Source organism: Aquirufa beregesia (assembly GCF_011090385.1).
Classification (GTDB): domain Bacteria; phylum Bacteroidota; class Bacteroidia; order Cytophagales; family Spirosomataceae; genus Aquirufa; species Aquirufa beregesia.
The window spans coordinates 96818-115194 of sequence record NZ_SEWW01000009.1 but is presented as its reverse complement, the minus strand read 5'-3'; the positions used below and the strand labels follow the sequence as shown (position 1 = coordinate 115194).

Genomic DNA, 18377 nt, shown 5'->3' with positions numbered 1-18377 from the left:
GATATAAACTAATACAAGTTAGAAAATGTCTCGGACTAATGAAAATGCTAGAGCTGACTTCTGGGATAAAAATTGTCATTTTTTTAAATCAGGCAATTCAACGAATTTTGAAGATTCAGCTGGATAAACGTTGAGTAGAATGATGTGTTAATCAATCATTTTTTATGGTAGTAGAGGACAAAAAAAGACCAGCTAATGCAGCTGGTCTTTTGATATTTCGACTGGATTGGAATTAAGCCAAAGCCACACGTTTGAAAGTTGAGATAGTCAAACCTTTTTGAGTTTGCTCTAACAACTGACGAATGTTGATCGAAGAATCTTTCACGAATTGTTGGTTCAATAAAGTAGATTCTCTGTAGAATTTCTCCAATTTACCTACGGCAATTTTCTCCAACATCGCTTCAGGCTTACCTTCTTGACGAGCTTGATCTTTTCCGATTTCGATTTCGCGTTGAATAGTTTCTGCATCAACACCATCTTTATCTAAAGCTACAGGCTTCATCGCAGTGATTTGCATCGCGATATCTTTACCTACTTCTGTTACGTCTGTTCCTTCAACACCTTCAAATGCTACTAAAACACCGATTTTGTTGTTGGAGTGGATGTAAGAAACAATTTTCTCTGCATCAATGTTTTCATAGGCAGCTAGGGTGATTTTTTCACCAATTTTACCTGTTAGTTCAATGATGTGACCTTCTACTGAACGACCATCAGAAAGGGGTTCAGCTAAAAGAGCAGAAGCACTAGGAGCATGTGATTTCACAGCAGCTTCTAAAATGCTTTGAGCTAAGTTATTGAAATCGGGTACTTTAGAAACAGGTTCAGTTTCACAAGCTAATGCGATTAATTTACCATTGGAATGATCGGCTGAAAGAGCTACGAGTACTACTCCCTCGTTGGTTGCATTTTCAGCACGTTTTGCGGCTACCTTTTGACCAGCTTTGCGAAGAAAATCAATGGCTGCTTCAAAATCGCCATCGGCTTCTGTCAAGGCTTTTTTGCAATCCATCATTCCGGCGCCAGTCATTTGGCGTAATTTATTAACGTCTGCGGCTGTAATTGACATTTTATGAATATGTTTATTCTTGTTCTGCTTCTTTTTCGTACTTAGCGGCTACTTTAGCTGCTTCTTGTGATTCCTCATCAGCAATACGCTTAGATTCTTCTTCTTCAGCTAAACGAGCGTCGTCTTTATCTTGTTTTCTTTCAGCTAAACCTTCTTCGATGGCTTTACCAATAGCAGCTGTAATAACCGCGATTGACTTGTAAGCATCATCATTAGCAGGGATAGGGAAATCAACTAAATCTGGGTTGGAGTTGGTATCGCACATAGCGAAAACTGGGATACCCAATTTTTTAGCTTCTTCTACTGCGATGTGCTCACGCTTCACGTCAACAACAAAAAGAGCAGCTGGAAGACGAGTTAATTCAGTGATACCACCTAATACACGCTTCAATTTCTCTTCTTCACGAGTCATCATTAAACGCTCGCGCTTAGCAAGAGTTTTAACGATTACTTCGTCTTTCAACATTTTGTCGATGCTAGACATCTTCTTGATGGACTTACGTACCGTCGCGAAGTTTGTCAACATACCACCTAACCAACGATCCGTTACGTAAGGCATTTTTAATTTATCTGCTTCAGCAGATACCACTTCTTGAGCTTGCTTTTTAGTAGCAACGAACATGATCTTACGACCAGAACGAACGATAGCACGCATGGCTGCAGTAGCTTCGTCTAAACAAGAAAGAGTTTTATTAAGATCGATGATGTGAATCCCGTTCTTCTCCATGAAGATGTAAGGAGCCATTTTAGGGTCCCACTTACGGGTAAGGTGTCCAAAGTGTACACCTGCATCTAATAATTCATTGTAGCTTAATTGTGCCATTTTTTGAGTTTAAGAATGAGGAAAAATGAAAATGTGGAAAAGGCATCGGCAACAGACAAGCCCTTTCCACGCAATTTGGGATTAACGCTTAGAGAATTGGAATCTCTTACGCGCCTTTCTTCTACCTGGTTTCTTACGTTCTACCATGCGTGGATCACGCGTTAGGAAACCTTCTTTTTTCAAAGGGGAACGTAATTCCGAGTCTTGCGTTTGCAATGCACGAGAAATAGCTAAGCGTAAAGCTTCAGCTTGGCCTTTGATTCCACCACCATCTACGTTAGCGGTTACGTCAAAAGAACCTAATGTGTTGGTTAATGCGAAAGGCTGATTAACGACAATCTGAAGAATTTCAGATGGGAAGTAATCAGTCATCGTACGGCCGTTGATTTTAATCTGGCCTTTACCAGGGGTCATTGAAATACGGGCGATTGCCGTCTTTCTTCTACCGATTTTGCTTGTTAATTCTGCCATTTGATTGAGGATTGACCTATTTTTGGGTCATATTGTCCGTTAAAACTTTATTTCTTTTGGTTGTTGAGCTGCATGTGGGTGCTCGGTACCAGCATATACAAATAGGTTAGTGAATAATTCACGTCCTAAACGATTTTTTGGTAACATACCTTTCACCGCAGATTCTATCACACCGCGTGGGTTCTTAACTAACACCTCACGTGGAGTAGCAAAACGCTGTCCACCTGGATATCCTGTGTGACGGATGTACACCTTGTCAGTCATTTTCTTTCCTGTCAAGCGAACTTTCTCCGCATTAATCACAATGACATTATCACCACAATCTACGTGTGGAGTAAATGAAGGCTTGTGTTTGCCACGAATAATTTTTGCGATTTCAGAACATAAACGTCCTAAAATTTGATTTTCAGCATCTACCACCACCCAGTCTTTCTGTACTGTAGCCTTATTGGCGGAGATGGTTTTGTAACTTAAAGTATCCACTATAGTGTTGTTTAACTGTTGAATCGCACCATCAAGACCACGGAATTTGTCTTAAGGATTTGATTATGACCTATTTTGCAACTAAACGGGCATTCAATCGAAAAATGGGAGTGCAAATTTAGAAATTCAAAGACTAATATCCAAGCGACATCTCAAAAAATAATAATATATGTACATAAACAAAAAAGGAGGCACATGCCTCCTTCCTTGAATGACTATTTTCGATCTTATAGATCGCTTAAATCAAAGCTGTCCATAAAGGCAGTCGTGAATTTACCTGATTGAAAACCAGGGTCATCCATCAATTTGATATGGAATGGAATCGTCGTTTTAATTCCTTCAATGACAAACTCTTGTAAAGCCCGTTTCATACGTAACAAGACCTCTTCTCTACTTTGGCCGCTTACAATAACCTTCGCAATCATGGAGTCATAATTGGGAGGAATGGTATAGCCCGAGTAAACATGTGAGTCAATACGTACGCCATGTCCACCAGGTAAATGTAAATTGGTGATTTTACCAGGTGATGGACGGAAGCCATTGGCTGGATCTTCCGCATTAATTCGGCATTCCAAGGCAAATAATTTCGGAAAATAGTTTTGACCCGTAATAGGAATTCCTGCCGCTACTTTGATTTGTTCTTTGATTAAGTCGAAATCCGTTACTTCTTCCGTAATCGGGTGTTCTACTTGAATACGTGTATTCATTTCCATGAAATAGAAGTCGCCATTTTTGTCCACTAAAAACTCAATGGTTCCAGCGCCTTCATATTTAATTGCAGTAGCACCAGCCACAGCAGCGGCTCCCATACGCGTACGTAAATCATCTGTCAAAGCGGGTGAAGGTGTTTCTTCACATAGTTTTTGGTGACGACGTTGGATGGAACAATCACGTTCAGATAAGTGACAAACCGTTCCGAATTTATCTCCAACTACTTGAATTTCAATATGACGAGGTTCCTCCACAAATTTCTCCATGTACATGCCATCGTTACCGAAAGCTGCAGCAGCTTCCATTTTGGCATCATCCCAAAGCTTAGCAAATTCCGATTCTTCACGGATGATACGCATTCCTCGTCCACCGCCTCCCGCCGTAGCTTTGATGATGACCGGATATTTAATTATTTTGGCTAATTCAATTGCTTCTTCAACGGTATCTAATAAACCATCAGAACCCGGAATAACAGGGACACCTGCCTTTTTCATGGTATCTTTGGCCGTAGCTTTATCTCCCATGGAATTGATCATTTCAGCGGATGCACCGATGAACTTGATTCCATGTTCTTCACAAATGCGAGAAAATTCGGCATTTTCTGATAGAAAGCCATAACCTGGGTGAATCGCATCAGCACCAGTAACTTCTGCCGCTGAAATAATGGCTGGAATACTTAAGTAAGATTGTTTACTGGGTGGGGGGCCAATACAAACCGCCTCATCCGCAAAACGAACATGCAAGCTGTCGCGATCTGCGGTGGAAAATACAGCCACCGTTTTGATGCCCATTTCCTTGCAGGTACGAATGATACGAAGGGCTATCTCCCCACGATTCGCAATGAGTATTTTTTTAAACATAGTAATTCTTTTTTGGCGCGCTCCTACCTCGCATGAGGCGAGCGTTCATTATGCTTTTTCTACTAAGAAAAGGGGTTGGTCAAATTCAACAGGTGTGGCATTATCCACTAAAATTTTCACGATTTTACCCGATACTTCCGCATCGATCTCGTTGAATAATTTCATAGCCTCAATCATGCAAACTGTTTTACCAGGTTCGATGCTTGATCCAACTTCTACATAATTACCTTTATCTGGCCCAGGAGCTAAATAAAAGGTTCCAATCATGGGTGATTTAACGGTGTATAAATTGTCTGCCACTGGAGCTGGTGCTGCAGGTGCAGCCGCAGCTACCGCAGCCACTGGTGCTAGTGCAGGCGCTGGAGTATGTACAACGTGTACGCTTGGAGCAGCTTCTCCGTGTTTTTTAACAGAAACTTTTAATCCTTCAGTTTCAATACTTACTTCTGCTAGAGGTGATTTAGCGATATAATCCAGTAATCGCTGTATTTCTTTGGTGTCCATTCTTGATAGTATTAGGTTTACCTGCTTGTACTTATGGTACAAATGTAATAAAAATGAGATAAGCTGTTTATTTTACTCGTTCCGCATACGCGTAAGTACGTGTATCTACTTTGATCACTTCGTCTTGTTCAATAAATATAGGTACGGTGATGGTCGCGCCTGTCTCTACTGTAGCGGGTTTTTTAGGAGAGTTAGCTGTATCTCCACGAACACCTGGTTCCGTGTAAGTTACTTTTAATTCAACGAATGGAGGTAATTCACATGAAATAGCCTCATCATTCTCGGTGTTAATTAAAATTTCTACTTCTTGACCTTCTTTCATCAAATCTGCCATCACCACCAAATTGTCGTTTAACAAGATTTGCTCAAATGATTCATTGTCCATGAAGTTATATCCATATTCATCTTTGTAGATGAATTGAAATTTTCTTCTTTCAACTCGTACTGGGTATATAGTGACTCCTGAGTTGAAGGTATTGTCAATCACTTTACCTGAAGTTAAGGATCTCAATTTCGTACGAACGAAAGCAGGACCTTTACCTGGTTTTACGTGTAAAAATTCGACAATGGAAAATAAGTCATCATTGTATTTGATCACCATTCCATTTTTAATATCTGCTGTAGTTGCCATGTATATAATGTGAAATTATTTCGGATCGTAAGCCCACTTCACATAAGCTGAAGCCCATGTAAAGCCTCCACCGAAAGCTGCTAAAATTAAATTATCTCCTTTTTTTAATTGGTTTTCATAATCCCAAAGGCATAATGGAATAGTTGCTGCCGTGGTATTACCATAGCGCTGTATATTCAACATCACCTTGTCTTCCCCAATGTTCATGCGATTTGCTGTGGCATCGATGATACGCTTATTGGCCTGATGAGGAACCAAAAAGGCAATGTCATCCCCTGTCAAATGGTTTCTTTCCATGATTTCCTCTGATATATCAGCCATGCGGGTAACCGCAAATTTGAAAACAGATTGACCTTCTTGACGAATATAATGTAGTTTTTGGTCGATGGTCTCATGAGTAGGAGGGTAGGCACTTCCCCCACCTTTTTGCATTAAGCTCTCACATCCTTCACCATCCGATTTTAAAATAAAATCCTGTACTCCCGTTCCATCTTCTGTAGGCTCCAACATCACCGCACCAGCACCATCTCCAAAAAGGATACACGTGGTACGATCCGCATAGTCTACGATGGCCGACATTTTATCGGCACCTACCACAATGACTTTCTTATAGCGACCTGATTCGATGAAAGCGGTACCTGTTCCTAAGGCATTTAAAAAACCAGAACAAGCCGCAGCTAAATCGAAGGAAGCAGTCTCACGGATACCCACTGATTTACAAATCAGGTTGGCACAGGAAGGGAAGAAATAATCAGGAGTGACGGTGGCACAAATCAGTAAATCAACATCCTCAGGTTTCGTGTTTGTTTTCTTCAAAAGGTCCGTAACTGCTTTGGCTCCCATATAGGAAGTACCTAAGCCTTCGCCTTTCAGAATTCTACGTTCTTTGATTCCTGTACGAGTGGTAATCCATTCGTCGTTAGTTTCTACTAACTTTTCTAATTCTTCGTTGGTCAGCACATAGTCTGGTACATATCCTGCTACTCCGGTAATGGCTGCGTTTATTTTATGGGTCATGTTTCTTTAACCTAAATCTTTTTTTTATTTGTTCTCGATGATGCCCTTGATTTTCTCGCAGACTTTCGATTCCACAACGGACTTACAAAGTCCAATCATATTTTTAATGGCTATTGGACTGGATGCACCATGTGCGATGATTACATTGCCATTGATTCCAATGATAGGACTACCTCCGTATTTTTCGTAATTGGTGTTTTCGACAAATTCATTGGTCATCCCTTGGTCCTTCATGATGTTATAGATGGATTCACCCATTTTTAACATGATGTTTCCCGTAAAACCGTCCGTCACAATGACGTCTGCTTTTCCCTTGAAGAAATCTTTTCCTTCAATATTACCGATAAAATTAATGCTGGTGTTCGCTTTTAATAAAGCATGGGTCGCTTGGGCTAAAATAGAACCTTTTTGTTCTTCTTCCCCAATGTTGATGAGTCCTACTCGAGGAGATTTGATACCTGTAGTGGCTTCGAAATACACAGAGCCTAATAAGGCAAATTGTTCCAACATTTCTGGTTTACAATCTGCATTGGCTCCAATGTCCAACATGACAGCGTATTTGCCATCTGTTTGAGGAACAAAACCTGCGATAGCGGGTCTTTGGATACCTTCAATGGTTTTCACGGAGAACAAAGAACCTACCATCATGGCGCCAGTATTACCTGCCGAAGCAAAGACATCCGCTTTGCCCTCCTTTAAAAGACCAAACCCAATTCCGATGGAGGAATTGGGTTTTTGGGATAAAGCTCGAGTTGGGTGCTCACCCATTTCAATCACTTGATCTGCGTGAATGATCTGAATTTGCGTTCCCACATATTGATGTTCATCCAAAATGGATTGGATGGTATCTTGGGGACCTACTGCTAGAATTATTTCATTATTGGAAAGACTGGGAAGCGCTAAAAGGATACCCTCTAATACTGCTTTTGGAGCAAAATCTCCACCCATCACGTCGACCGCTATTTTCATCTAATTATGTTTAATTACTAAAGCTTGAGGCAAAAATAGTATTAAATTTAGTCAAAAAATAGCATTTTAACGGGATATTTTCACTTGTAGCAAAAATAAGTTCTTTTCCTTGATAAAGAGAAATAAGACTAAGAAGAATAACCTTCTACGATCATCTTTCCTTTATAGAATAAGTTTCCTTCGTGAACATGTGCACGGTGGAATAAATGAGTTTCTCCAGTTTGGCTATCCACAGATAATTGTCTTGGAGTGCTAAAATCGTGAGAACGTCTTTTGTCACGGCGTGTGGTTGAAATCTTTCTTTTAGGATGTGCCATTGTATGTAAATTGAATTAATTTCTAATTATTGTCTGTTAATTTTTTTAATGCTGCCCAGCGCGGGTCCATACTTTCTTCCTCTGTTTTAGGGATGTCCGTATCTTTTGCGGTGGTATATAAAAATTCATTTTCAGCTGATTCATCTTCCGGTTTAACAAACCGAGGATGCAATTTTTTCATAGGTACTTGTAAGGCTATGAAATCATATAAATCCTGCGATAAATCAAGTTTTGGCTCTTTCCTGTCAATTAAAAACAGATTGTTGCCCAAGTCTTCAAAATGATCCCCGTATTTGTAAATTAACTTTTCCTGAATATCAATGGGGAATTCAAATTCCTCATTGGATCGATCACAAATTAAATTCAAATGGCCTTTGATTTTCATCAAAACCTGAATCATCGTAGCAGATTTATGTAACTCTATTTCTGCCTGAAACTTGCCTTTTTGTACCCATTCCTGCTCAAAAGCCTTTAAAAAATCATCTCCGCCCTCAAAGCTATATCGGTACGATTTGTCTTCTAGGGAAATGATGGGTATCTGATAGGCATCCAATACTTTCATTGTCTCTCGGGTAAAAAGGATTGCAAAATTAGTCATTTTTTTGGAAACAGCAAGGCTATGCTGGAACAATTTGATAAAATCTTACGACCTTTGAATTCATGAATCAAATACCTGCTTCTATCCAATCGTTTATCCGTACTTGGCTGTTCTTCGAAGTCATTGTTTGGATATATGCGCTAGCATTTACTCGTTTTGATCAAATACGCTGGATTAACGAATTTCACCTACCCATTTGGGATCTAGTATTTCGTTTTTTCACCAGTTTAGCCGAAGTCTTTCTGCCTTTATTCTTTGCTGTATTTTTATTCTTTAAACAAAGAAAATGGGTTTTACCTTATTTAGGCTCTTACTTGCTTTCCACCTTGATTACCCAAGCGCTGAAGCATTTTGTCTTTGCTGGGAGCTTGAGACCATTCGCCTATTTTCGAAATGAAAGTTATGACTGGTATACCGTACCTGGAGTATTTATCAATGAATTTAACAGCATGCCATCAGGACATACCGCTGCGGCTTGGTTTATGTTTTTCTGGATGGCTTTAGCTGCCCGAACGGCTCGTTGGGGTATTTTCCTGGCCTGCTTGGCCTCGGGAGTAGCCCTATCTCGGATCTATCTTTTTCAACATTTCCCCATTGATACCGCCGTCGGGGCGATCATCGGTGTGCTGAGTTCTGCCCCCGTGTATTATTTGACCATCTTTAAAAAATCGGCTAATGAGTCCATTCCTTCTGCGTAAACCTTATCTTTTTTGGTTCGTCCTAGGCGCCTTGGTGTATATTCCATTTTTAGGGGCTAGCCATTTATTTGACTGGGATGAAATCAATTTTGCGGAGTCTGCCAGAGAAATGATCAAAACTGGAGACTACCTCAGCGTCCAAATTAATTTTATGCCTTTTTGGGAGAAGCCGCCCTTATTTATATGGCTACAAGCCTTGAGTTTTCAGTTCTTCGGTACTTTTACGGAGAAGGCTTGGACCAGCATGGAATTTGCTGCTCGTTTTCCTAATGCCCTCATTGGTATAGCCACGCTCTTGACTTTGTATCGCTTAGGGGCCAAGCATTTTTCGCCCAAAATGGGACATTTGTGGGCTTTTTCCTACCTCGCTGCCATCACCCCACATGTCTATGCTAGTTCAGGAATCATTGACCCTTTATTTAATCTGTTGATTTTCTTGGGGGTTTATTATTTAATTCAGTCCTTCTGGAAAAATTTTGCGGGTAAAGAATTAGTCATTTCTGCCGTTTTTATTGGATTCGCTTTATTAACCAAAGGACCTGTAGCCTTGTTGATATGGGGATTAACCGCTGTGGTTTATTTTTTACTTCATCGAAAAGAATGGAGCCGACTAGCAGCTTGGTTGAAAGCAATGACTTGGGTAAGTCTCATTGCGATTCTTTTCTTTGCTTCTTGGTATGGAATTATCGCTTTGAAATTCGGCTCGGGAATCATTTCTGACTTTTTTGCGTATCAAATTCGCCTATTAACTACGGGTGATGCGGGTCATGGCCAACCTTTTTATTACCATGCTCTGGTATTATTAGTAGGATGTTTTCCTATTTCCATTTGGGCCATCAGTCCACTGGTCTCGCGGAAATCGGAAGCGAATTTAGCCACGCAGGAAGAGCGAGATTTAAGTGTTTGGTTTCGAATCTTATTTTGGGTGGTTTTGATTTTATTCAGTTTGGTTAAGACCAAAATCGTGCATTATTCCTCCATGTGTTGGATTCCCTTGAGCTTTTTTTCAGCCAGAGTTTTGTACGATTGGGAATTGGGCTTTAGCACTTGGAAAAAATGGTACAGCATTGGACTTCTGGTTATCGGTCTACTGTTCTCCTTCATCTTATCTTTAGTGCCTTATATTGGATCCCATTCTTTTGAATTTATTCCTTTGATTCAAGATGCATTTGTGCAGGGGAATTTGCAGGCACCTGTGTATTGGTCAGGTTTTGAGATTTTGATAGGAATTGTATTTGCTTTGGCTATTATCTATTGGATTGCTAGCAAAGGAGCTGTATCTCCCAAGCGCATGTATGGGTTGATGATTACTGGCATAGCCATTGTTATGATGTATATGGCTTTGGTGGTACCCAAAATTGAAGGCTATACACAGGCTACGGTAATCGACTTTTATGAATCCAAGGTGGGGCAAAAAGTGTATATCGAAACCGTTGGTTTCAAATCATTCGCTCAGCTATTGTATTTCCAAAAATCGAGTGCTTCCCCTGATGGAGAAACACTCTTACGGATTCAACGCGTGGATAGACCCACCTACTTTGTTATGAAAAATGATGTGGATGATGCATTGAAATATCATCCTAATATCACTTTCATGAAAGAAGAAAATGGATTTCTATTTTATAAACACAAATAACTAGGCTAATTCTTTTTCCGTAAAGAAAAATGCTCCTTCAATAGCGGCGTTCTCATCTGAATCAGAACCATGGATGGCATTGGATTCCAATGATCTGGCAAATTGTTTGCGAATGGTGCCTTCCGCTGCTTGAGCAGGGTTGGTGGCACCAATGAGTTGGCGGAAATCTTCTACCGCATTTTCCTTTTCTAAGACCAAAGGAATGATGGCTCCCGAACACATGTAATCACACAAACTTTGAAAGAAAGGTCGCTCCGCATGAACGGCATAAAATTTACCAGCTTCTTCACTACTTAATTGTACTTTTTTAAGAGCGATGATTTTAAATCCAGCCGCTTCAATTTGCTGAATGATGGGTCCTGTGAATCCATCAGCAACAGCATCTGGTTTAATCATGGTAAAGGTGCGATTTGTAGGCATAGTAAAATTTTTATTCAAATTTATCTTTAACTTTGCGAACGCCCAAATTTATTATGGCGCATTATCAATTTTATGTCTTCCATTTCGGCGCTTCAAGCACAATTAACCTCTGGTACTAAGGCAGTCATCACGACGCACTTTAATCCTGATTCAGATGCCATCGGTTCATCACTAGCCTGGCAAAATTATTTAATGCAGCTTGGCATGGACGTGAGCGTCATTGTGCCTTCTGCGGTTTCAGCTAACTTGAAATGGATGCCTGGAGCAGAGCATATTCTCAATTTTGAAGATACTCTACATAAAGTTCAAATAGAGGCCTTGTTGAGGGAGGCTGCATTCGTTTTTTGTTTGGATTTTTCAGGTATGCAACGTTTGCATGGCTTAAGTCATTGGATTAAAGCGGCTCGTGGAACAAAAGTGGTGATAGATCATCATTTGAATCCAGAAGATTTTGCGGATTACTATTACCATCGAACCACTGCTGCCTCTACCTGCGAACTGATTTTTGATTTAATTCAAGAGTGGGGAGATGATGTTCGCATCAATGAAGCCATGGGTTCATGCCTCTATTCGGGTATCATGACCGACACCGGTTCTTTTCGCCACCCGAATACCACGGCACACGTACATGAGGTCGTAGCTCAGCTCATTCAAAAGGGGGTCAATACCAATGCCATACATCGTAACATATTTGATTCTGCCAGTATAGATCGCTTACGTTTTTTAGGACATATATTGGCGAATCGATTGGATTATTTGCCAGCGTACCATTTGTCATTGATGTGGATTACCGAGGAAGATCAAAAACAATTTAATTCACAGGCAGGAGATACGGAGGGAATCGTGAATTATGGTTTGCAGATTGCGGGAGCCATTTGGGCTATCTTATTGATACAGCGGCCGGATGGCATCAAATTGTCGTTCCGTTCCATCGAACCATTTGCCGTAAATGAGTTTGCATCCAGGTATTTTGAAGGGGGTGGTCATAAAAATGCCTCAGGTGGTCGATTTTCTTCTAGCTCCATCGAGGGAGCGAAGGAAAAATTGGAAGAAGTGTTACCTTTGTACCTTTCTGAAATAAATCGAGTTAAAAATTTATAAACGAATCAATCTAAAACAATCCATAACAGACTTCGGTCTCAACAAAACAATCATGCGTAAACAACTCATTGGTCTTTTATCAGCAGTCGTATTTTTGTCTGCATGTAATCAAAACAAAGTCGAGGTTATCGATGGCGTAAAAATTCAATTTCACAGTCATGACGACAAAGCCAAAAAACTGAAAGATGGTGACATCATTACTTTTGGATTAGTGATTAAAAATTCAACGGATTCTGTTTTACAGGATACATATAAAGAAGGAAAACCAGGCAAAGGAATGATCCAAGCGCCTAATAATGCCCCTGGTTCTTTCAAAGGTACTTTTGAAAATGGGTTACGTTTATTGGCATTAGGTGATAGTGCTACTATTTTAGTTCCTATTGATAGTTTAACAAAAAATATTCAAGCTCCACTTCCTCCTTTCTTGAAGCCAGGTTCTGATTTGAAATACACGGTGAAAGTATTGAAAGTACAGTCTCGTGCTGAATTTGAAAAAGAAATGGAAAAAGAAGCTGCTGTTAACAAGCAAGCTGCTGTTGGAAAATTGGCGCAAGAGCCTAAGGTGATTGCTGACTATGTAGCTAAATCGGGTAAGACATTCCAAAAATCGGCTTCAGGTTTATATTATTCAATTCTAAGCCCGGGTGCTGGTGCTTCGGCTAAAATGGGTGAGACTTGGACCGTGAATTACCGTGGTTCTTTCTTAGACGGAAAAGAATTTGATAAAGGTAGTGCTGCTGAAATGCCATTAGGTCAAATGATTCCAGGGTTTAATGAAGCATTAACTTTATTGAAAAAAGGAGGAAAAGGCGTATTTGTGATTCCATCGGCTTTAGGTTACGGAGATCAAGAGCGTGGCCCTATTCCGGCTAACTCTATATTGGTATTTGAAGTTGAGTTATTGAACAAAAAATAAATTTTAAGGGGATTTCGGTCCCCTTTTTTCTTTTTCCATACGAATCCGAAGGCTTATTCGTTTACGTGTGGAATAAAATCGAGTGAATTAGTGAATGTATATGATGATGGTCAATCGAATGTTTGTTAGAATTAGTGCTTTTTTGGCTTTGACTTTGGGTTTGGGGGCTTGTTTAAGCAATGTGGAATTGGTGGATGAAATTAGAGCGAAGGAAAATCAAGCTCAAATAGCTTCTTATTTTTCTAAACAAGGCCAAAGCCCGATTGCCATGGAAAATGGGGCCTATTATGTGGTTACCAAGAGTAATCCCGTAGGCGAGTTAGCGACCAAAGGAGATACGCTTTCGGTGCATTATGAATTTGCTAACTTGGTGACAGGACAAATTTTGGATAGCACAAATCGTAAATTGAATTCGCCTTATGTCTATCGCTATGGTTTTACCAATCCGGTATTTAGTCGTTTAATGGCTTTTGTTCGTGAAGGCGAGCAAGCCGTGATGGCCTTGCCAGGGACGGCTCAAGATTTCCCTGGACTTCCGGCCTATACGCCCATGAAAGTCACTATTAAATACTATAAGGTTCGTTCACAAACGGATAATATCAATGAGTTTATTGCTGAGCGTGGATATAATGTGACAGAAACTACGGAAGAAGGTTTACGCTTTATCCAGTTAGCGAAAGGAACAGGGGATATTCCTGCCACAGGAAAAGTAGTTAAAATTAAATATACAGGTCGTTTCTTGAACGGGTTTGCCTTTGATGGTAATATGTTGAAAACGGATAGCCTTTCCGTTACCATCGGAGGGACACAAACTGTACAAGGTTTTCAAAAAGGGATAGAAAAAATGCGTTTAGGTGAAAAAGCGATTTTAGTGTTTCCTTCCACTTTGGGATATGGTCAATCGGGTTCAGGAAGCATTCCAGGTTATACACCTTTGATGTTTGAAGTTTATTTAGCCAAAATTAATGAGTAGTTACCATGAATAGAAGTACATTTTACCTAAGTTTATTTTTCATCGTTGCACTTTTCGGATTTTCAAGTTGCAATTTCAATGCAATAGACCAACAAGTTGAAAATAACGAAAGTGATATTCAAAAATACATTGCGAGTAATAAGTTAAATGCCCAAAAGACACCTGAAGGCATGTATTATTCCATTCTATCTGCCGGTACTACTGGTAAACAAGCCAATTATACCGACTTAGTTAAGTTTCACTATGTGATGACTTTATTAAATGGATCTAAAGTGGATTCTACTTCTCGTATCTTAAATCAGTCACGGGGCTATGTAATAGGAAGTTTTGAAAGTATTTTTACCCTTCCTCTGCGGTACATGAAAGAAGGCGATAAAGGCGTTTTTATTTTACCAGCTAATTTAGCCTTTGGTGGAAGTTCTTATGGCAATGGGTTAATTCCAGCATTTTCTGTCATTAAAATTGATATTGAATTAATTTCTATTCAAACGGAAAATCAGGTGATCGAAGAAATGAAGAAAACCTATAACGTTAATAATCCTGAAGTGACCGCTACAGGTTTGATCTTCCAAAAAACCATTTCCAATCCTACGGGAAAAGCTTTGACTCCTACTCAGTCCTATTTGGTGAATTATACGGGTCGATTAGGGTATAGCTACTTAAAATTAGACGCCGCAGGCAAGGTTCTTTATGATCCTATTTTTGATTCTCGTACAGGTGCATCCATGTTGGTAGGTGCGGGCCAGTTAATCGCTGGTTTTGATGAGGGAATCATGAAGTTGAAAATGGGTGAAAAGGCCATTATCATTTTGCCTTCTAAATTAGGTTATGGTGCTAACAACCAAGGATCGATTCCTGCCAACTCGCCTTTGTGTTTTGAAATAGAGGTTCCTATTCAATAATTTCATGCTGCCCATATTGTATCTAGCTACACAAAATCTCCATAAAGTGGAAGAGATTGCGGCCTTGTTGAATGGGCAGTTTGAGGTTAGGACAGTTCAAGATTTAGGCTTAGCCGAAGAAATCCCAGAGACAGGAAGCACTTTGGAAGAGAATTCCATGTTGAAAGCTCAATTCATCGCCAATCGCTATCAAGTTACTTGCTTATCCGATGATTCAGGTTTAGAGGTAGAAGCATTAGGGGGAGCTCCAGGTGTTTATTCAGCCAGGTATGCAGGGGAGCCTAAAAATGACCAAAGAAATCTAGATTTGCTGTTACAAAATTTGAGTACAGAAAATCACCGAAAAGCCCGATTTGTGACAGTTTTAACCTATCATACCCAAGGTGAGTATGTTCAGTTTGAGGGTGAAATTCAGGGCAATATTACCCTAGAAGCTAGAGGGACATCAGGTTTTGGGTATGATCCCGTCTTTCAACCCGAAGGCTCTACTAGGACATTTGCTGAAATGACCTTAGCTGAAAAAAATCAAATGGCTCATCGAGCCCGTGCTTTGCAAAAATTCAAAAGATTTGTCGACGAAATTGGAAAATCTCACGACAAATAGTGGTATTGTTCCAATCAATCTGTATTTTTGTTTAAGTGTGCTAATTAGCTTTAACCTTGTTCAACGGTAGATTAATGAATTGGAAAAGTCGTGTTTTTTTGGCTCTACTAATTCTGTTGGTGGGTGTACATTGGGCTCAAGCTCAATATGTGATCAAAGGTAGAGTAACTGATGCTTCTAATGGAGATCCAGTACCCTTCGCCTCGGTAGGCTTGGTGGGTCTAAATTTAGGGACAACCACTAATTTTCAAGGAGAATATACCTTTCATTCCAAAGTGTTGACGGATTCCCTTTTTGTGTCCTTTGTTGGATATAAAAAACGGGTCAAATTCATTGACAAAAAGAAAGCATTTCAAGAAGTTGATTTTCAAATGGATCCTGCCCAAAGGGCCTTGCAAGAGGTTATTGTGTACTCAGGAGAGAATCCAGCCTTTAAAATATTGCGTCAAGTGGTTAAGCAACGTGACGTGAATGATCGTAATAAATTATCAGCCTACGAGTATGATTCTTATACCAAAATGGAATTGGATGTGGATAACATCTCAGAGAAATTGAGGAATTCAAAAATCATGAGGGAGATTGAATCTTCCATCAAAAAGTTCGAGAAAGAAGCCGGAGAAGATGGAAAGCCTGTTATTCCGACTTACATTTCCGAATCCATTAGTAAATTTTATTATCGGGAGTCTCCAAAACGGAAGAAGGAGAAAATCATCAAGACCAATATAAAGGGTGTTGGTGTACAGGATGGAGGCTTTATTTCCCAATTGGTAGGCGGGAACTTGATTGCCAATTATAATTTTTACCAAAATTATGTGCCCTTTTTTGGTAAAGATTTTGCCAGCCCTATAGGGGATAATTGGAAAGGAAATTACAAGTTTTTTCTGGGGGATACTGTAAATGTCGACGGTCATGTTTGCTATCAGTTGGATTTTGATCCAAAAAATGCGCAGGACCTTGTTTTTACTGGTCAAATGTGGATAGATACCACCAGTTTTGCTTTGGTTCAAATAGATGCAGCCATCGACAAGCAGGCAAATTTGAATTTCATTGATAAGATTAAAATATCTCAGGAATTAGAGCAGGTGACAGATGGGGCTTGGTTGCCTTCCCGTACCCGTTTTTTAATTGATATTGAAGAGCTGACTAAAGGCTCGGCTGGAATGTTGTTGAAGATGTATATTTCCAATAAAGGTTTTGTCGTGAATCGACCTAAACCTTTGGAATTTTACGATTTAACCTCCGAAGTAGCCGAGGATGCCAAGGAGCCTGATCCTGAGTTTTGGAAATATGCTCGCTACGAGCCATTAAGTCGGCAAGATTTAACGGCCTTTGCTTTGATTGATTCGGTGAAGAATCTACCAATCGTTCGGACCTATGTGGAAATTGCGGAGATAGCTTTAAGTGGTTATAAGAAATTCAATGATATTGAAGTGGGGCCTTATTTGAGCAGTATTGCTGTGAATCGATTGGAAGGAGCTCGTTTTAGATTGGGGTTTCGAACAAACTCTAATTTTGATAAGCATTGGATTTTACGAGGCAATGTGGGTTTTGGAACTAGAGATTTAGTTCCAAAATATTCGATCGAAGTCAATTATCTGTTTTCAAAGGCCAAGTGGACCATAGCTGGTTTGAGACATTCCTATGATATAGAACGGGTCGGTTTAACTCCCGAGTTGATTGGAGATAATCGCTTATTTTATGCATTCACTCGTTGGGGGGCCTTTTCTGGAGCCTTTTTTAGAAGAGAAAGTGAAGCCTTTTTCAGTACAGAAGTGACCAAAGGATTGAGTTTTACAGCTCAAATGAATACACGTTCTTTTGATCCATTATTTAGATTCCAATATCGTTTGAACCCTGAGTTAGGGAATGCTTCTCCGGTACAGGATTATTACCAGGAATCCTTCGTCACCTTAGAGGCTAGATTTGCCAAAGGAGAGACCTTTATTATGAATGGTAATGAGCGTATTACTCTGGCTACCAAACGAATTCCTGTGGTGACATTCCGCTATCAGCGTGGATTCAAAGGCTTTTTGGGAGGCGATTTTAATTATGAACGTTTTACGTTGAAAGCCTATCAAACATTTAGACTAGGAACCTTTGGTCGGTCTGATTATACACTTTCTTTGGGGTATACACCATCCAATTTACCTGCACCCTTATTATTTCCTCATTTAGGCAATGAGACCTTGTTTTTTGTGAGAAGTGCCTTCTCTACCATGAATTATTTTGAGTTTGTGAGTGATCAATTCGTCTCCTTGCAATACAATCATAATTTTGAAGGTTTATTGTTCAATCGAATACCATTAATCAAGAAATTGAAATGGCGATTTATTGCCAGCGGGAATTTATTGTGGGGGAGTCAAAGAAAGGAAAATAAGGACATCATGAAGGATGTTAATAATCCATTGAAATCAAAGTTTTTAGATATGTATTCCTTTGATTCTTTAAACCCCAATGTACCCTATGCGGAAGTGGGTTATGGGATCGATAATATTTTTAAATTATTCAGGATTCAAGCATTCCATCGACTGTCATATATGGATCATGGTTCACCCAAAGCTTTTCGCTTGATGGCCTCGGTTAATTTCTCATTTTAGGCTTTTTTGGTATATTATTAAGATGAAAATTTAAACATTTCAAGAATGTTTTTAATCTTCTTGATTTTGGGTTTAAGCCC

Annotated in this window: 20 protein-coding genes; 8 read left to right on the top strand and 12 right to left on the bottom strand. The window is 39.8% G+C overall.

The features are described 5' to 3' along the window. Positions 1–232: 232 nt before the first annotated feature. The 11 genes from tsf to EWU23_RS12405 all read right to left on the bottom strand — a co-directional run bounded on the left by tsf (position 233) and on the right by EWU23_RS12405 (position 8450). On the bottom strand, positions 233–1066 hold the full coding sequence (tsf, locus tag EWU23_RS12455; protein WP_166232683.1) for a translation elongation factor Ts: 834 nt from the start codon (positions 1064–1066) through the stop codon (positions 233–235). Positions 1067–1079: 13 nt separating this feature from the next. Continuing rightward, positions 1080–1889, bottom strand: coding sequence for a 30S ribosomal protein S2 (gene rpsB, locus EWU23_RS12450; protein ID WP_166232681.1), 810 nt, complete (start codon positions 1887–1889; stop codon positions 1080–1082). Between the two features lie 81 nt (positions 1890–1970). Beyond that, the gene (gene rpsI / locus EWU23_RS12445) at positions 1971–2360 is read right to left on the bottom strand and encodes a 30S ribosomal protein S9 (protein WP_109322236.1); all 390 of its coding nucleotides are present in this window, start codon (positions 2358–2360) and stop codon (positions 1971–1973) included. Between the two features lie 39 nt (positions 2361–2399). Further along, on the bottom strand, positions 2400–2843 hold the full coding sequence (rplM, locus tag EWU23_RS12440) for a 50S ribosomal protein L13 (protein WP_166232679.1): 444 nt from the start codon (positions 2841–2843) through the stop codon (positions 2400–2402). A 227-nt stretch (positions 2844–3070) separates the two neighbouring features. Next, a complete protein-coding gene (gene accC, locus EWU23_RS12435; RefSeq protein ID WP_166232677.1) occupies positions 3071–4414 on the bottom strand; it encodes an acetyl-CoA carboxylase biotin carboxylase subunit in 1344 nt (447 codons plus the stop codon). A 48-nt stretch (positions 4415–4462) separates the two neighbouring features. Beyond that, entirely contained in the window at positions 4463–4918 is a 456-nt protein-coding gene (gene accB / locus EWU23_RS12430; RefSeq protein WP_166232675.1) for an acetyl-CoA carboxylase biotin carboxyl carrier protein, read from the bottom strand. A 67-nt stretch (positions 4919–4985) separates the two neighbouring features. Next, on the bottom strand, positions 4986–5549 hold the full coding sequence (gene efp, locus EWU23_RS12425) for an elongation factor P (RefSeq protein ID WP_166232673.1): 564 nt from the start codon (positions 5547–5549) through the stop codon (positions 4986–4988). A 15-nt stretch (positions 5550–5564) separates the two neighbouring features. Then, on the bottom strand, positions 5565–6566 hold the full coding sequence (locus EWU23_RS12420; RefSeq protein WP_166232671.1) for a beta-ketoacyl-ACP synthase III: 1002 nt from the start codon (positions 6564–6566) through the stop codon (positions 5565–5567). Between the two features lie 24 nt (positions 6567–6590). Further along, positions 6591–7535 (bottom strand): phosphate acyltransferase PlsX, encoded by a 945-nt coding sequence (gene plsX, locus EWU23_RS12415; protein WP_166232669.1) that lies wholly within the window; start codon positions 7533–7535, stop codon positions 6591–6593. A gap of 128 nt (positions 7536–7663) precedes the next feature. Beyond that, positions 7664–7852: a 50S ribosomal protein L32 gene (gene rpmF, locus EWU23_RS12410; protein ID WP_109322243.1), complete on the bottom strand. Its 189-nt coding sequence runs from the start codon at positions 7850–7852 to the stop codon at positions 7664–7666. A gap of 22 nt (positions 7853–7874) precedes the next feature. Beyond that, positions 7875–8450: a YceD family protein gene (locus tag EWU23_RS12405; protein ID WP_166232667.1), complete on the bottom strand. Its 576-nt coding sequence runs from the start codon at positions 8448–8450 to the stop codon at positions 7875–7877. Positions 8451–8512: 62 nt separating this feature from the next. Here EWU23_RS12405 and EWU23_RS12400 point away from each other — a divergent pair, with 62 nt between their 5' ends. Beyond that, positions 8513–9148, top strand: a complete 636-nt coding sequence (locus EWU23_RS12400) for a phosphatase PAP2 family protein (protein ID WP_166232665.1) — start codon at positions 8513–8515, stop codon at positions 9146–9148. Beyond that, positions 9126–10784 carry a glycosyltransferase family 39 protein gene (locus tag EWU23_RS12395; protein WP_166232663.1) on the top strand — a complete coding sequence of 553 codons (1659 nt, stop codon included), beginning with the start codon at positions 9126–9128 and terminating at the stop codon, positions 10782–10784. The genes EWU23_RS12400 and EWU23_RS12395 overlap by 23 nt, the downstream gene beginning before the upstream one ends. On the opposite strand, the gene EWU23_RS12390 is transcribed toward EWU23_RS12395, so the two are convergent. Beyond that, entirely contained in the window at positions 10785–11204 is a 420-nt protein-coding gene (locus EWU23_RS12390) for a nucleoside-diphosphate kinase (protein ID WP_166232661.1), read from the bottom strand. It abuts the gene before it with no gap. Between the two features lie 72 nt (positions 11205–11276). Between EWU23_RS12390 and EWU23_RS12385 the strand changes: the two genes are divergently transcribed. From EWU23_RS12385 to EWU23_RS12360, 6 genes are all read left to right on the top strand, one after another. Further along, positions 11277–12305 (top strand): DHH family phosphoesterase, encoded by a 1029-nt coding sequence (locus EWU23_RS12385; RefSeq protein WP_166232659.1) that lies wholly within the window; start codon positions 11277–11279, stop codon positions 12303–12305. A 52-nt stretch (positions 12306–12357) separates the two neighbouring features. Next, the gene (locus EWU23_RS12380; RefSeq protein ID WP_166232657.1) at positions 12358–13221 is read left to right on the top strand and encodes an FKBP-type peptidyl-prolyl cis-trans isomerase; all 864 of its coding nucleotides are present in this window, start codon (positions 12358–12360) and stop codon (positions 13219–13221) included. A gap of 118 nt (positions 13222–13339) precedes the next feature. Continuing rightward, positions 13340–14194: an FKBP-type peptidyl-prolyl cis-trans isomerase gene (locus EWU23_RS12375; protein ID WP_166232655.1), complete on the top strand. Its 855-nt coding sequence runs from the start codon at positions 13340–13342 to the stop codon at positions 14192–14194. Between the two features lie 5 nt (positions 14195–14199). After that, complete coding sequence (locus EWU23_RS12370) at positions 14200–15096, top strand: FKBP-type peptidyl-prolyl cis-trans isomerase (RefSeq protein WP_166232653.1); 897 nt, start codon at positions 14200–14202, stop codon at positions 15094–15096. 4 nt (positions 15097–15100) lie between these two features. Next, positions 15101–15700 carry an RdgB/HAM1 family non-canonical purine NTP pyrophosphatase gene (gene rdgB / locus EWU23_RS12365; protein ID WP_166232651.1) on the top strand — a complete coding sequence of 200 codons (600 nt, stop codon included), beginning with the start codon at positions 15101–15103 and terminating at the stop codon, positions 15698–15700. Positions 15701–15774: 74 nt separating this feature from the next. Further along, on the top strand, positions 15775–18297 hold the full coding sequence (locus EWU23_RS12360) for a DUF5686 and carboxypeptidase-like regulatory domain-containing protein (protein WP_166232649.1): 2523 nt from the start codon (positions 15775–15777) through the stop codon (positions 18295–18297). Positions 18298–18377: the final 80 nt, after the last annotated feature.

What these genes read in the sequence shown, in the direction of transcription:
- tsf (WP_166232683.1), bottom strand. Translation starts at nt 1,066, where the DNA reads ATGTCAATTACAGCCGCAGACGTTAATAAATTACGCCAAATGACTGGC.
- rpsB (WP_166232681.1), bottom strand. Translation starts at nt 1,889, where the DNA reads ATGGCACAATTAAGCTACAATGAATTATTAGATGCAGGTGTACACTTT.
- rpsI (WP_109322236.1), bottom strand. Translation starts at nt 2,360, where the DNA reads ATGGCAGAATTAACAAGCAAAATCGGTAGAAGAAAGACGGCAATCGCC.
- accC (WP_166232677.1), bottom strand. Translation starts at nt 4,414, where the DNA reads ATGTTTAAAAAAATACTCATTGCGAATCGTGGGGAGATAGCCCTTCGT.
- accB (WP_166232675.1), bottom strand. Translation starts at nt 4,918, where the DNA reads ATGGACACCAAAGAAATACAGCGATTACTGGATTATATCGCTAAATCA.
- efp (WP_166232673.1), bottom strand. Translation starts at nt 5,549, where the DNA reads ATGGCAACTACAGCAGATATTAAAAATGGAATGGTGATCAAATACAAT.
- EWU23_RS12420 (WP_166232671.1), bottom strand. Translation starts at nt 6,566, where the DNA reads ATGACCCATAAAATAAACGCAGCCATTACCGGAGTAGCAGGATATGTA.
- plsX (WP_166232669.1), bottom strand. Translation starts at nt 7,535, where the DNA reads ATGAAAATAGCGGTCGACGTGATGGGTGGAGATTTTGCTCCAAAAGCA.
- rpmF (WP_109322243.1), bottom strand. Translation starts at nt 7,852, where the DNA reads ATGGCACATCCTAAAAGAAAGATTTCAACCACACGCCGTGACAAAAGA.
- EWU23_RS12405 (WP_166232667.1), bottom strand. Translation starts at nt 8,450, where the DNA reads ATGACTAATTTTGCAATCCTTTTTACCCGAGAGACAATGAAAGTATTG.
- EWU23_RS12400 (WP_166232665.1), top strand. Translation starts at nt 8,513, where the DNA reads ATGAATCAAATACCTGCTTCTATCCAATCGTTTATCCGTACTTGGCTG.
- EWU23_RS12395 (WP_166232663.1), top strand. Translation starts at nt 9,126, where the DNA reads ATGAGTCCATTCCTTCTGCGTAAACCTTATCTTTTTTGGTTCGTCCTA.
- EWU23_RS12390 (WP_166232661.1), bottom strand. Translation starts at nt 11,204, where the DNA reads ATGCCTACAAATCGCACCTTTACCATGATTAAACCAGATGCTGTTGCT.
- EWU23_RS12385 (WP_166232659.1), top strand. Translation starts at nt 11,277, where the DNA reads ATGTCTTCCATTTCGGCGCTTCAAGCACAATTAACCTCTGGTACTAAG.
- EWU23_RS12380 (WP_166232657.1), top strand. Translation starts at nt 12,358, where the DNA reads ATGCGTAAACAACTCATTGGTCTTTTATCAGCAGTCGTATTTTTGTCT.
- EWU23_RS12375 (WP_166232655.1), top strand. Translation starts at nt 13,340, where the DNA reads ATGTTTGTTAGAATTAGTGCTTTTTTGGCTTTGACTTTGGGTTTGGGG.
- EWU23_RS12370 (WP_166232653.1), top strand. Translation starts at nt 14,200, where the DNA reads ATGAATAGAAGTACATTTTACCTAAGTTTATTTTTCATCGTTGCACTT.
- rdgB (WP_166232651.1), top strand. Translation starts at nt 15,101, where the DNA reads ATGCTGCCCATATTGTATCTAGCTACACAAAATCTCCATAAAGTGGAA.
- EWU23_RS12360 (WP_166232649.1), top strand. Translation starts at nt 15,775, where the DNA reads ATGAATTGGAAAAGTCGTGTTTTTTTGGCTCTACTAATTCTGTTGGTG.